At 68.0% G+C, this 13,942-nt stretch carries 10 protein-coding genes and 1 tRNA gene; 3 read left to right on the top strand and 8 right to left on the bottom strand.

Going from position 1 to position 13,942, the window contains the following annotated elements:
• Positions 1-59: 59 nt before the first annotated feature.
• Positions 60-1,514, bottom strand: coding sequence for a DUF3662 and FHA domain-containing protein (locus OHB26_RS11215; protein WP_330184118.1), 1,455 nt, complete (start codon positions 1,512-1,514; stop codon positions 60-62).
• 254 nt (positions 1,515-1,768) lie between these two features.
• On the opposite strand from OHB26_RS11215, the gene OHB26_RS11210 reads away from it, so the two are divergent.
• Positions 1,769-1,851: transfer RNA gene (locus tag OHB26_RS11210), tRNA-Leu, on the top strand.
• Positions 1,852-2,532: 681 nt separating this feature from the next.
• On the opposite strand, the gene OHB26_RS11205 is transcribed toward OHB26_RS11210, so the two are convergent.
• Positions 2,533-3,588 carry a stage II sporulation protein M gene (locus OHB26_RS11205; RefSeq protein ID WP_330184117.1) on the bottom strand — a complete coding sequence of 352 codons (1,056 nt, stop codon included), beginning with the start codon at positions 3,586-3,588 and terminating at the stop codon, positions 2,533-2,535.
• 59 nt (positions 3,589-3,647) lie between these two features.
• On the opposite strand from OHB26_RS11205, the gene OHB26_RS11200 reads away from it, so the two are divergent.
• On the top strand, positions 3,648-4,433 hold the full coding sequence (locus OHB26_RS11200; RefSeq protein ID WP_330184116.1) for an RDD family protein: 786 nt from the start codon (positions 3,648-3,650) through the stop codon (positions 4,431-4,433).
• Between the two features lie 230 nt (positions 4,434-4,663).
• On the opposite strand, the gene OHB26_RS11195 is transcribed toward OHB26_RS11200, so the two are convergent.
• From OHB26_RS11195 to OHB26_RS11175, 5 genes are all read right to left on the bottom strand, one after another.
• Positions 4,664-5,959: a DUF58 domain-containing protein gene (locus OHB26_RS11195; protein ID WP_330184115.1), complete on the bottom strand. Its 1,296-nt coding sequence runs from the start codon at positions 5,957-5,959 to the stop codon at positions 4,664-4,666.
• Positions 5,960-5,962: 3 nt separating this feature from the next.
• The gene (locus OHB26_RS11190; RefSeq protein WP_442942910.1) at positions 5,963-6,964 is read right to left on the bottom strand and encodes an AAA family ATPase; all 1,002 of its coding nucleotides are present in this window, start codon (positions 6,962-6,964) and stop codon (positions 5,963-5,965) included.
• Positions 6,961-8,040, bottom strand: coding sequence for a DUF4129 domain-containing protein (locus tag OHB26_RS11185; protein WP_330184114.1), 1,080 nt, complete (start codon positions 8,038-8,040; stop codon positions 6,961-6,963). Before OHB26_RS11185 ends, OHB26_RS11190 begins: the two co-directional genes overlap by 4 nt.
• Positions 8,037-8,819 carry a hypothetical protein gene (locus OHB26_RS11180; RefSeq protein WP_330184113.1) on the bottom strand — a complete coding sequence of 261 codons (783 nt, stop codon included), beginning with the start codon at positions 8,817-8,819 and terminating at the stop codon, positions 8,037-8,039. The genes OHB26_RS11185 and OHB26_RS11180 overlap by 4 nt, the downstream gene beginning before the upstream one ends.
• Positions 8,820-9,038: 219 nt before the next feature.
• Positions 9,039-9,632: a TetR/AcrR family transcriptional regulator gene (locus tag OHB26_RS11175; protein WP_442942909.1), complete on the bottom strand. Its 594-nt coding sequence runs from the start codon at positions 9,630-9,632 to the stop codon at positions 9,039-9,041.
• A gap of 107 nt (positions 9,633-9,739) precedes the next feature.
• On the opposite strand from OHB26_RS11175, the gene OHB26_RS11170 reads away from it, so the two are divergent.
• Complete coding sequence (locus OHB26_RS11170; RefSeq protein WP_330184111.1) at positions 9,740-11,344, top strand: MFS transporter; 1,605 nt, start codon at positions 9,740-9,742, stop codon at positions 11,342-11,344.
• 90 nt (positions 11,345-11,434) lie between these two features.
• On the opposite strand, the gene OHB26_RS11165 is transcribed toward OHB26_RS11170, so the two are convergent.
• Entirely contained in the window at positions 11,435-13,234 is a 1,800-nt protein-coding gene (locus tag OHB26_RS11165) for a DUF4407 domain-containing protein (protein WP_330184110.1), read from the bottom strand.
• Positions 13,235-13,942: the final 708 nt, after the last annotated feature.

The following is a 13,942-nucleotide window of genomic DNA, read 5'->3' as shown; positions in this document are numbered from 1 at the left end:
TCACGATACGACCGAGGAAAATTCAGCCATATCGTGATCTGCACCGCGAGCTTACGGGATCAGACGATCCGGATCAGGATCTCGGAATGCCCGGCGCGGATGACATCACCGTCGGCGAGCTGCCAGTCCTGTACGGGCGAGCCGTTGACCAGCGTGCCATTGGTGGAACCGAGGTCCGAGAGCATGGCCGTCTGACCATCCCAGCGAACTTCGATGTGCCGCCGGGAAACCCCGGTGTCGGGAAGCCGGAAGTGCGCGTCCTGGCCGCGGCCGATGATGTTGGAACCCTCGCGCAACTGGTAGGTGCGACCGGAGCCGTCGTCCAGCTGCAGCGTGGCCGAGTAGCCGGAGCCGCTGCGCGCGGGCGCGGCATAACCGGCCCCGGCGGGCTGCTGGCCGTACCCGGCCTGCTGGCCGTACTGGTCGTCGCCGTACCCGGCGGCGGGCTCGGCATAACCCGGCTCGGCGTATCCGGCCTGGCCGTACCCGGCCTGCTGGCCGTAGCCCTGGTCCGCGTAGCCCGGATCGGCGTAACCCGGCTGCTGGCCGTACGCCTGATCGGCATAGCCCGGCTGCTGGCCGTAGCCGCCCTGCTCGTACCCCTGCTGGCCGTAGCCCTGCTGGCCGCCCTGATCGGCATAGCCGCCACCCTGCTGGCCGTAACCGGGATCGGCGTAACCTCCGCCGCCCTGCTGGCCGTAGCCGGGATCGGCGTAACCGGGCTGCTGGCCGTACGCCTGATCGGCATAGCCCGGCTGCTGGCCGTAGCCCTGCTCGCCGTAACCCGGCTGCTGGCCGTAGCCCTGGCCACCGGGCTGGTTGTAGTCGTAGCCGTTCTGGTACTCGCCGTACCCCTGCTGATCGGGGGCAGCGCCGTAGCCCTGCTGCTGATCGGGGTACTGCGGGGCACCGCCGCGGCCGTATTCGCCGTAGCCCTGCGGAGCGGGTCGGCTCGCGGGCGGGGGCGCGTACCCGCGGTTACGTGGATCGGACTCCGCGGGCTCACGGCTTGGGTCGTAGCCTGAGTTCTGCGTCATGGGGCCAGCTCCTGGTTGCGGGTTGGGTCGTGGTGTGCGTTCAGGTCCCACCGCCGGACCCGCCCGGCGGTCGACGCTACCGCCGACGGCGTCCGGGTCCACTCGACCGCGTGTCCTGAACTGTCCGGTGTGCAGCGTAGGGGATGCCTCGAATTCCACGTGCACTTCGCCGTACGTCTGCCAGCCTTGCTCACGGATGTAGTCCTGTAAGTGTTTGGCGAAAGCCCGCACTGCGAGGTCGTGGTCGGCCTGTCCCTCGCCCTGGACGAGCTGCCCCAGGTCCGACTCGTTGATGGTGATGACGTAGCTGTTCGGCGCCAGTAGATGGCCCCCACCGAGGTCCTGGACATGGTCCGCGGCCTCGCGCTGCAGGGCCGTCTCGACCTCCTGCGGGACCACGCTGCCGCCGAAGACACGGGCGAAGACATCGCCGACCGCACCCTGGAGGCGACGTTCGAATCGCGAAACAATCCCCATCGCCCCTCCTCTCGGGTCAGGACGCTCCCTCGAGTGAAGCGCGCTTCGTGTCTGGTCTCCTGTGGTGTCAAGCGACACGCGGACATGGCGTGTCGCCGCGGGGACACGGTCTTTGCATGATATCCACGATCGTCCACACCTGTAACTCCTGGAAACGGGTCCGGGTTCCCGTCCCGCCATCGGCCGCCCCCAGCGCCGATAACCAGGCGATTTCTTTTTGGCGCATACCCCGTGATACGTTCTTCCAGTCGCTCGGGCGAGTGGCGGAATGGCAGACGCGCTGGCTTCAGGTGCCAGTGTCCGTAAGGACGTGGGGGTTCAAGTCCCCCTTCGCCCACAGAACGAAGAGCCCCATCCGAATCCGGATGGGGCTCTTCGCTTTTCGCTCGGTGTCGGTGTCGGCGTTTTCGTGTCCGCGGGTAGGCGACCGTCACCTCGGTTCGAATCGGGTGTGACGAAGATCGCAGACACGCTGGTGAACTCCTCGGCCGGGGCGTTGCCGGATGACCTCCGACGCTATGCGGAGGGGTGAAAATCGATTGCCGGAAGGTGTCGGTTCGAGTATGCGCCCGATTTTCTCCAGCCATTGCCTGATGTGCGTTTAGCCAAAACTGAGTTAAACAAACTTGGGGTTTGTTTACTCTCCGGCGACTGCTGGGCAATGGTGCCGAGCTGGCCTGAAACACCAGCTTAACGCGGGTTGAACCGCCGATGTTGGGTAATGGCGGTAGTAATCGGCAAACCGGACGTCCGGGGTGTTCGCGAAGTCCGTGCGAAGGGTCGAAACTCGGTCGCCGAACGGTACCGTGCGGGTGGTTTCATAACCCTCCGCAGACCGCTCGCAAAGTGTGAGCCAGCAATTAGCGAACACGGCGGGTTGCCTTCGCGCCAAGGGCATTTCGCCTGGTCGCCGCGTACGTCCACCCAGCAGGTCGGAGGTTGCGTACCCATAACGATTGTGTAGAGTCATCGGCAACGCTGGCCGCAGCTGAGCCGGACTCGCTGCGGCCAGTGGAAATCAATTCCGGGCCGTTGCCGCCAGTGTCGAATCGAACACTCCCGCAACCGCTTCGGGTTCACCGCCCGGCAAGTTGCCCGACATGTGCTCCCGCGTGACGGCGGTCTCCTCCTCCAGCACCGCGCGGCGGCCGAAACCGAACACATATGCCAGGAAACCGAGTTCGGCGAGCGCGCCGATACCGATCCGAACGGCCGTCGGCAGTCCGCTGGGGGTGACGAATCCCTCCAGGAATCCGGAGACCAACAGGACTCCGACCAGCCCCAATGCGATAACGGCGGTGGCGCGGCCCTGTCGCGCCAGCGCCTGCGGACGGCTCTCGCCACCCGGGTCCACCAGTGTCCAGCCCAGTTTCAATCCCGCGCCGCCGGCCACGAAAATGGCGGTCAGCTCCAGCATTCCGTGCGGCAGGATGTACCCGAAGAAGGCGTCCAGTCGGCCCGCGTCGGCCATCAGACCGGCGCTCACCCCCACATTGAGCGCGTTCATGGCCAGCGCGTAGACCGCGGGCAGGATGAGTACCCCCATGAACAGGGCGACGGCCGCGACCGCGGCGTTGTTGGTCCACACCTTGGCGGCGAAGGCATCGTGCGGGTGCTCGTAGTAGTAGGTCTCGAACTCACCGCCCTTGCGGGTCAACCGGTCGGTATCGGTATCCAGGCCCAGATGTCGCCGGGCCGACTCCGAACGCGCCACCCAGGTGCCCAGGACGGTCGAGGCGAGCAGGAACAGCGTCGCCACCGAAACCCACCAGGGCCAGGCGCGGTACACCGCCGCGGGGAAGCGATGGGTGAAGAAGCGGCCGATCTCGCGCGCGGTATCGGTGCGTGCGCCCAGTACCCGCCCGCGCGCCCGGGTCAGCACGGCGGAGAGTCCGGCCACCAATTCGGCGTCGGCGGAGCGGGATTGCAGACGGGCCAGCTGCTGTGAGGTGAGCCGGTACAGCCGGACCAGTTCGTCGGTCTCCGCGCCGGTGAGTCGCTTACGGCGGGTCGCCAGATGATCCAGCCGGTCCCAGGAAGGTCTGTGCAGGAACGTATACGCGTCCAGGTCCATCGGTTGCCTTCCTGTGCCTCGGCTCGGAAGAATGCTAGTCGCCCCCCAGCAGGAGTGACATGGCCCTTTTCACCACCGGCGAGGCAGTCGCCGTAGAACTGCCCATCGCGCGCATCCCCACGCGGGCCGCGGCGTTCCTGCTCGACCTGATGATCCAACTGGTCTTCGGGGCGATGCTGTTCTTCCTCGGCCTGTACCTGCTGCTCCGCTGGGACGCGGATTCGGCGTGGATCGAGACCATGCTGGTGGTGGTCATCGCGTTCACCTTGATCGGCTATCCGGTGCTGAGCGAAACCCTCACGCGCGGAAGGTCGCTCGGCAAGATGGCGCTGGGTCTGCGGGTGGTGTGCGCGGACGGCGGGCCGACCGACTTCCGGCACGCGGTCACCCGCGGACTGGCGGGGATCGTGGATTTCTGGATTCTGGGCACCGGGTTGATCGCGGTGGTGGTGTCGCTGTGTTCGCCGAATGCCCGCCGCATCGGTGACGCGCTCGCGGGCACGGTGGTGGTGCACGATCGCAGTCGGCTGCCCTTCGCGGCGCTGGTGATTCCGGTGCCGCGGTTACAGGGCTGGGCGCGCCAACTCGATATGACCGGCCTGCCGGACGAACTCGCGATTGCCATGCGCCAGTACCTGACTCGCGTCCGCACCCTCACCCCCGAGGCACAGGACCGGCTGGGCCGCACCCTGGTGATCACGGTCTGCGACCGCCTGCGCACCCCGCCGTTGAACGGCTATCCGCCCGTCCAGATCCTGGGAGCGGTGCTGGCCGAACGGCAGCGGCGCGCCTTCCCACCCCCGCCGAAGCCGGACAACGCGGTGTACCAGCGCGCCGTCGCCTGATACGGAATCACCAGCCGTCGCCTGATACGGATTCACCGCCGCGGCATGGATCGTCCCCGTCATCCCGGCATGCTTTTGGCAGGGATCCACCAAACCGGTTGCAGCCCTGCGAGTGCGGACCCCGGCCAAAAAGCGCCGGGATGACGCGTTGCGTCGCGCCGGGATGACGAGTTGCGTCGCGCCGGGGTGACGCGTTGCTTTCGAATGGCGAATTCTCCTGCGCCGCTTTGTTACATCGCGCCCGTTTGCTTGAGCTCCAGGTATTCGTCGGCGAGTGCGCCGGGGAGGCGGTCGGGGGCTCCGGTGATGACGCGGACTCCCATGCGGCGCAGGGTTTCCCGGGCGACGGCGTGTTCGGCCAGGACGTTCTCGGCGGCGGCCGCGGCGTAGAGGTCGTCGCGGGCCGAGCGCCGGGTGGCGGCGGCCGCGACATCCGGATCGGTGACCGCGACGATCAGGACGCGATGGCGTTCGGCCAGGACCGGGAGCACCGGGAGCAGACCCTCCTGGACGGTGGCGGCATCGAGGTGGGTGAACCAGACGACCAGGCTGCGGCGGCGCGCACGTCGCAGGGTGGAGCGCAGCAGACCCTGATAGTCGGTGTCCACCAGTTGCGGTGTCACGCTCGCGAGCGCGTGCATCAGCTTGTACTGCAGGCGTTTTCCGCCGAGACCGCGGACCTCCGCGCGCAGCGCGTTGTCATAGGCGAGCAGGTCCACCGAATCCCCGCCGGCGGCCGCGAGCCCGCCGAGCAGCAGCGCCGCCTCGATGGTGGCGTCCAGGCGGGTGCCGTCGCCGACGCGCCCGGCGCTGACCCGTCCGGTGTCCAGCAGCATGACCACGTGTCGATTGCGTTCGGGCCGCCAGGTGCGGACCAGTACGTCGGTGGCGCGTGCGGTGGCCCGCCAGTCGATGGTGCGCACATCGTCGCCCGCGACGTATTCGCGGAAGGAGTCGAATTCGGTGCCCTGGCCGCGCCGGTTGACGGTGTTGCGGCCCTCGAGCTGTTGCAGCTGTTTGACTTTGGAGGCGAGCAGCTTCTCACTGCGGAACGGCGGCAGCGCGCGCAGCCGGGCCGGAACCTGTCGGCGCACCTGTCGCCCGGCCATGCCGAGCGGTCCGAGCAGGCGCACGGTGACCGGTCCCGCGATCCGTTCGCCCCGATACGCCGGGGTGAGTTCGGTATGCAGTCGAATCCTGGTGTTGGGCGGCAGTTTCAGCGTGTGCGCGTGTTCGCGGGCGCCGGCGCTGGCGGGCCAGTCGTCCCACAGCCGCCCGCGCAGGGTGCGGTCACCGGTGTTCAGCGCGGTGAGCTCGACCTCGATACTTCGCCCGGTGCGCACCGTGGTCAGCGGATCCCGCGAAAGCTCCAGCGCGGCAGGCGAACCCAGTAGCAGTGCATCGACCAGTATGAGTGCCACGAGCACCGCCGTCGCGGCGAGCAGCCCGATCCACGACGGCATGACGAAGGTGACGAAGAGTGCGGCCAGGCCCGCCGCGATGGCCGTCCGGCCGGTGACGACCACGGTCTACACCGGTACGGGGACGGACATCAGCAGCGATGCCATCACCCCTTCGGCGGTGACGCCCTCCACCTCGTGTTCGGGCCGCAGCTGCAGGCGGTGCCGAAGTACCGTGGTGGCAACGGCTTTCACATCGTCGGGGGTGACGAAGCCGCGACCGTTCAGCCAGGCGAAGGCGCGGGCCGCCGCCATCAGCGCGGTCGCGCCGCGGGTGGAGGCGCCGTGCGCGACGGCGGGGGAGGTGCGTGTGGCGCGGCACAGGTCGACCGTGTACGCCAGCACCTCCGGGCTCAGCGTCACCTGGGCGACGGCGTCGCGGGCGGCGGCGATATGCGCGGCCCCGGCCACCGGCCGCAGTCCGGCGGCGTTCAGGTCGCGCGGATCGAATCCGGCGGCGTGCCGTTGCAGAATCCGGAATTCGTCTTCGCGCCCGGGCAATTGGACCTCGACCTTGAACAGGAACCGGTCCAGCTGCGCCTCCGGCAGCGGATAGGTGCCCTCCTGTTCGATGGGGTTCTGGGTGGCGATCACCACGAACGGATCGGGCAGCGGTTGCGGGACGCCGTCCACCGAAACCTGGCGCTCCTCCATGGATTCCAGCAGCGCGGACTGGGTTTTCGGTGGGGTGCGGTTGATTTCGTCGGCGAGCAGCAGATTGGTGAAGACGGGTCCGCGCCGGAAGGTGAACTCGGCCGAGTGCGGATCGTAGATCTGTGAACCGGTGACATCGCCGGGCATGAGGTCCGGGGTGAACTGGATGCGGGTGTGCTCCAGGTCGAGTGCGGTGGCCAGGGCGCGCACCAGCAGCGTCTTGGCCACGCCCGGAACGCCTTCCAGCAGCACGTGACCCCGGCACAGCAGGGCCAGCACCAGGTACATGACCGCCTGGTCGTTGCCGACCACCGCCTTCCCGATCTCGGCGCGCAGGGCCAACAGTGCCTGCTGGGCCTGTTCGGGTGTCGGCGTGTGGTTGGTATCCACGACGACGGTGTGCTCTGATCGGGTCACAAGACCTCCGCTTCGATCCATTCGAGTTGTGCGGCCACGAGTTCGAGGGTGCCCCGGTCCGGGACCGGGTCGTACAGTGCGGCCCGCAGGGCGGCCGGGTCGGCGCGCAGGCGGGCGGCCAGGCCCGCGATCACCAGTTCGGGTGCGGTTTCGGCGGTGACGCCGAGCGCGGGTCGCAGTCGTCGCAGGGTGGCCGCTCGCAGTTTCGCCGCCACATGGTCGTGATCGCGGGATTTGCGGTACAGCCCGGCCTGTCCGGCGAGCACCTCATTGGCGGGGGCCTCCACCGGGAGGGGTTCGCGTACCACGGCGCCGCGGCGGCGACCGCGCCACCACAGCACCGTGCCCCAGGCGATGAGCAGCTGCGCGCCGCCGAAAGCCGCCCAGGCGGGCATGGTTTCGAAGATGGAGTCGTCACCCTCGCCGAAATTGGGTGCGTGCCGGGTGGTGGGCGGCGGCTTGGTGGTCGGCGTTGTGTAGGGGTGGTCGTGCGGTTTCGGCGGCGACGGTGGCGGTGCGCCGATATGGCTCACCAGGTAGACCAGCAGCACGATGGCCAGGAGTGCCCCGACCCCGGCCCAGAACCGCCAATCCCGCAGTAGCGCGGGCAGTTCCAGGGGTTCGCGCACCTTCTTGGCGCGCGGGCCGCGCTTCTTCCCGCCTTTGCGGCGTTCCTCGGTGATCTCGGCCGGTGCGTGCTTGGGCGGCGGGGCGATCGAGAATTGATCGGCCTGCTCCAGCCTGCGGTATTCGGCCTCCGCGCCGGGGCGTCCGCCGTACACGATCTCGTCGAAACTGTGTGCGGCCGAGGGCAGTTCGTTCGCCTCGGGCAGTACCGTGGTGGCCGCGTGCGCGGTTTCGCGGGCGGTGCGGGCGCGCTGTTCCTCGAGAATGCCGCGCTGTTCCAGGCCGCGGGTGACGGCGCGGTAGCGCTCGCGCAGCGCGGTGCCGAAGTCGGCGCGGCGGGCGGCGTCCTCGGCGGCGGCCAGGTGGGCGGCGGCCGGACCGAGAGCGGGTTCGGGTGGTACACCCGGGTCTTCGCGTGCCGGACCGTACGGTGGCGGGGGAGTGCTCATGCCCGCCCCTGCGTGGGGATCTCGATATCCCAGCCTTCGCGGCGGCAGCGGCGGTCCACGTACGCGACGACCTGGGCCGCGGACTCCACCAGTTCGGCGAGGGCGATGAAGAGCAGTCCGGCGGTGATGAGCAGTACGGTGACCGCCCAGCGCCGGGTGCCGGTGATCCCCGCGGCGAACTGCGGCAGCGTCAGCAGCGGAACGATCAATACGATGAGCAGTCCGCGCAGATAGAGCAGCAGTCCGACGAGTTGCCACTGGGTGCCGAAGGTCAGCAGTTTCGAGCGCAGCGTACCGATCCGATAGGTCACCGATTCATCGAAAATGGCCGGGACCGTGGCGAATCGGCGCGCTCGCAGCCACAGCAGCCAGATCACCGCGAATGGCACGGTGAACATGAGCGGTGCGCCGATGGCGAGGACGCCGATGCCGATGAGCGTGTACATGGCCTGGTAGCCGAGCAGTGGTCCGGCCTGGGCGGTCATCCGGGTCAGCGCCTGCCGCCAGGTCATCGACCGCCGATGCACCACGGCAAGACCGATCGGCACGGTCACCCCGCGCACGAACAATCGCAGCACCCAGGCGGCGATCAAGGTGGTGAGCAGTGCGCCCCAGAAGGTTCCGCTGTCCGAGTCGCCGGTGGCGATCGAGACGAAGACGGTCACCCCGACCGAGATGGTGGCGGCCACCGCTACCGCGATACCCAGCATGGCGGCGAGAGTCGTGATCCGCGCCTGGATCAGCGCGAACGGCAGATCCAGCAGTTCACGGAACTGCATGGGGCGGACAGGCACCGGCGCCGGATCGGTGTGCGGTTCCCCCACCGAGCCGGCCGACGGACCGACTGGATCGGCGGCAGGCAACACGCGCCGAACACTACCGCCTCTCCGCGCCTTTAGCGCGCGACCTGGGAGCCGTTGCTCATTGGGAACGCGTGGTGCGGACGGGTGCCGTTACCCATTTGGGGGTGCCCCGGGAGTTACCCCGATCGTGCGAAATCAGTTGTCGCGTTCCCGAGGCAGTTGGGCGTCGCCGAGGAGCCGTACGACGATCCTGCGGTACAACTCCGGCTCGACGGGTGGGAGGCCGAGCAGGGCGCGCAGGTAGACGCCGTCGCCGACCAGGCGCACGATCTCGGCTTCGACCGGATCGTGGATCTCGTTGTCCAGGGCGGCTTTCCAGCCGTTCATCATTTCGTCGAGGGCGCGGTCGGTCTCGTCGACGGTGGCGTCCTGTGGCCCGTCGACGGTGCGCATGGCGGCCAGCATGGAGCGGTACATGGCGAGTTCGATGGCATCGGAATCGTTGTCCGGATGCGGGGTTTGCAGATACCACTCGGCGACGGATTCGCCTTGGGCGAGGGCTTTTTCCAGTTGCTGGTCGGCGCGTTCGCCGACGCGGCGGACCAATCCGGCGAGCAGGGCGTCCTTGCTCTTGAAGTGGTAGAGCAGGCCGCCTTTGGAGACCCCTGCCGCCGCGGCGACGCTTTCCAGCGTCACCTGGGACATGCCCTTGTCGAGCAGCAGGGTTTCGAGCGCGTCGAGGATCCGATTGCGGGTGCCCGCCGGATCACGAGGGGTTGTCACGAGCACTCACTGTACGGCTCGCGGGTCATGGTCACAGCGCATAACTGTACCGTCTGGACGGTAAGTCTGTTACTGTACCGTCCAGACGGTTCAACTCTGGAAAAGAAAGAATCATGGCCACCCACACCCCCGCCCGGTCCGGACCCGGATCCGAGGCGGACCACACCCCGGCGACCTCCCCGCGCGGAGCATCGGCGAGCCCCCTCGGCCCGCCGGGCAACCGCGCGACCGTGCGCGACTGGGCCGGGCTCGGCGTGCTCGCCCTCGCACTGCTACTGGTCTCGGTCGACGCGACCGTGCTCGACCTCGCGGTGCCCGCCATCTCCGGCGATCTCACCCCCACCACCCCGCAGCTGCTGTGGATCATCGACGTCTACTCGTTCGTGCTGGCCGGTCTGCTCATCACCATGGGCACGCTCGGCGACCGCATCGGCCGCCGCCGCCTGCTGTTGATCGGCGCGGCCGGATTCGGTCTCGCCTCGGCCATCGCGGCCTGGTCGGTGAGCCCCGAAATGCTCATTGCCGCACGCGTACTGCAGGGTGTCGCCGGCGCCACGCTCATGCCCGCCACCCTCGGCCTGATCCGCTCCATGTTCACCGACGCGCGCCAGCGCACCCTCGCCATCTCGGTGTGGGGTGCGATGGCGGGCTCCGGTGCGGCCATGGGGCCGCTGCTCGGCGGCTGGCTGCTGGAGCACTTCTGGTGGGGTTCGGTGTTCCTGGTGAACCTGCCGGTGATGGTGCTGCTCATCGCGCTCGGCCCGCTGCTGGTGCCGGAGTCCAAGGATCCGAATCCGGGCCGCTTCGACCTGCTCAGTGCCGCACTGTCGATGCTGGCGCTGATCCCGATCGTGTACGCGGTCAAGGAATTCGCCGCGCACGGCCCGTGCCTGAATCAGCTCGTCGCCGGTCTCGTCGGCGTGGTCGCGGGCGTGGTGTTCATTCGCCGCCAGCGCCTACTGGCCGCACCCCTGATCGACCTGGAGCTGTTCAAGTCGCCGCCGTTCCGGGCGGCCGTGCTCACCAATCTGCTGTCGATCTTCGCGCTGGCCGGTGTGCTGTTCTTCGGTTCGCAGTATCTCCAGCTGGTGCTGGGGCGCGCGCCGTTGCAGGCCGGATTGCTGCTCATCCCGGGCACCGTCGGCAGTATGGCCGGTTCGCTGCTCGCGGCCTGGCTGGTCGGGCGCTGGCGTCCGGTGAGCGTGCTGTGCGGTGCGCTGATCACCGCCGCGGCCGGTGCCGCCCTGTTCTGGCTGCTCGAGGCCGATCCGTCGGCGTCGGTGCTGCCGTTCATCATCGGCTTCCTGCTGATCGGCCTGGGTGTGGGTGTGGCGCTGACGGTTTCGGCCGACATGATCATCACCACCGCTCCGGCCGAGCGCGCGGGTAATGCCGCCGCCATCTCCGAGACCGCACTCGAGGCCGGTGTGGCGCTGGGTGTGGCGGTGCTGGGCAGCGGTGTGATGGCGGCCTTCCGGCACGGCCTGGATCTGTCGGCGGTTCCGGCCGCGCACACCGGGGCGGCGCGGGAATCCCTCGGCGGCGCGGTGGAGACCGCGCGCACCCTGGATGAACCGGCGGCCACGGCACTGCTGAGTGCCGCGCATAACGCGTTCGTGGACGGTATCCATCTCGCGGCGACCGGTACGACGCTGATCCTGCTGGTCACGGCCGTTCTCACCTATCGTGCCGCGACCGCCGAGCGCAGGGCGAAGTAGGAGAAGTAGGAATTGAAAAAGGCTGTGGCCCGGCGGTTTCCGTGTTCTACGTGAAACATGCCGGGCCACAGCCCTATTGAGGGTCCTTCGCTACCGATCCTTACCCGGCGGGAGTTCGCGCGGACCGCGGTACTCCAGTTCGGGATTGTGGCGGCCCGCGATCTCACCCTGCCGGGATCCGGCGGGCAGCGGGTAACCCGGCTCGACGACCTGACCGTGCGGCAGCGCACCGTAATTCGGGTACTGCTGATGCGGCTGATCCACCACGTTCGAGGCCACCTGCTGGGCGTACGGCTGCTGCTGCGCGCCCGGCGGCAGCTGATATCCGTGCTGCGGCTGATACATCTGTTGCGGCTGCGCCGAATCCGAGGAATCCACCGTCACCTTGCGGGTGCGCTTGAGCGTGAAGGTGATCTCCTCCGCCTCCTCGAACGCCTGCCGTACGGTGCGCAGCGGATGGGTCGCGGTATCGATGGCATTGGCGACGAAGCTCGGCACCAGCGGTCGAATCCACCGTGCGGCGGTATCGGTGAACGGCACCGTCCCGATGATCGGAAGCTCCAGTCCGCCACCCTTGTTCGCGGGTGCGGGCTGCGGCGCGGGTGCGGGCACGAGTGCGCCGCCATGGCCCATCGGCGCGACCGTTCCCGGACTGAGCTGGGCGGGCAGGTTCGGTGTCACTATCCCCTCCTGGGACAAAGAGCTGTCCTTTCGATTCCCGGCCGGTAGTTCATGCTGTGCGGCCCGGTCGAATTCGTCGATGGCGCGCTGTTGCGCCGGTTCGGTGATGCCGATCTGGAGATTGCCGATGGCCGCGATGACGCGGGTGCGCTGGCGTTCCCGGTCGATGGCGGTATCGGCGTGCAGCGCCAGTTTCGCCGCGGTGAGCTGCTGTTCGGCGCGCAGCGTCTCGGCCTGCACGCGTACTTCGGCTTGCTTCTCCGCGATGGCGGTGGCGGCGGCCTGTTCGGCGCGGTCGGTGGCGGCGCGGGTGGCGAGCTCGCGATCGAAAGCCGTTTCGCCGCGCCAGAATCGGAGCAGCAGCGGCAGTAGTGCGAGCACGATGAGCAGCAGTGCCACGGCCAGGCGCAGCGCCATGGGTCCGGCGTGATCGGTGGTGTAGTCGTTCATGGCGACCCAGCGCGCGCCGAGTCCGCGATCACCGTCGGTATAGGCGGCGGCGCGGGCGGCGCCGACGGCCTTGTCCTTATCGGTGATCTTGCCGTCCAGGCCGTCGATCTTGGCTCGCGCGGCGGTGAGCTGGGCTCGCGCGTCGTCGAGCATCTGATTGGCGGTGCGTGCCTCCGGTCCGTACCCGGGTACCCGGGTGATGCGGGTGGCGGGGCACTGCGGGTCCGGATTGGTTTCGCAACGGGCGATCACCAGTGCGGTGTCGACATCGTTCTGCGCCTTGGTGATCTGCTGGTCCAGGTCCTTGCGATCGGTGCGGGCCTGGTCGAGTTCGGTGCGCGCGGTGACCACGGCGGGCGCGGATTCGACTCCGCGCCGGGCGGTTTCGTCGAGCACCCGGTCGACGCTGCCGCCGAACAGTACGGTGCAGGCCATTTCGGCGAGGACGATGCCGACTACGGCGGCGACGCCGATGCGCGCGCCGAATTCGGCTCGTACGCGGCGGGTTTCACTGTGTGCCGGGGTCGCGGCGGTCGCCAGGGTGCGCGATACCGCCCCCACCAGCAGGGTTGCGATCAATGCCACCGTGATGACTGCGGCCGATGGCCATTTCGCCGCGCCGGTGGCCAGCGCGGTGATTACCCCTGCGGTCAGCGCGAACAACGCCACCACGGCTCCGGTCACCGAATATCCGGTGCGTTCATGCCGATCGGTGACCCCCGCGTGCGCGCCGCCGAGCCAGGTGAGCAGAACGGTCATGGGAGCTCACATCCTCTAAGTCCCAGGCTGATTCGGCTTCTCGAAACCGTCGCTTAATCGTTGTAAGGACACGATCCGGTCTCAGCGTGACAGGCGGGAGGCGGTTCCACCGAGCGTGGCGGCTGGGATGTGGCCAGGCTCACATCGGGCGTGTTTCCAGCGTGTGACGTGGTGTTGATCACGTCGGGACCGGCCCGTATCCGGCCGGAAATTGTGACTCAAAGGCTGCTCACTGTTTGCTGGGCATGTGCGGAACCCCACAATTCGTAAAGATTCCGTACGGTCGGAACGTTGCAATGGCTTGTCGCCCGGACCGCCGACTCGCCCGCCGGATCGCGCCGGAAAGTTAGCCGCCGATCGCCCGGTTTGCCGGAAGCCCCCGTGGGGAAATCAGTTTCATTGCAGGTGAGGGGCCGTTCGGAAGCTGCGCTGACATGAATCGCCCGCGCATACGTGCGCGCGAAATCAAGTGGGCAAGTCAACTGAAACAGCTCTGCGTACCTGCTTTACACTGGACAACGCGCAGGTAGTGGAGGATCAATGAAAATGCCCAGCTAGGCACTGTTATTAGTGCGACCTAAGTTGGTTGGGCAAGAGTCCTGACTTATCGTTTGCTCTTACGCCGAACGCGACAAGTTCGGCATATCGCCTCATATCGCCAGAGACCCGATCGGTGCTCAGCGTAATGGGCGAGAACGGCGCGGTTGG

It is taken from the genome of Nocardia sp. NBC_01503 (genome assembly GCF_036327755.1).
GTDB lineage: Bacteria > Actinomycetota > Actinomycetes > Mycobacteriales > Mycobacteriaceae > Nocardia.
This window is presented reverse-complemented; position numbering and strand designations above follow the sequence as displayed.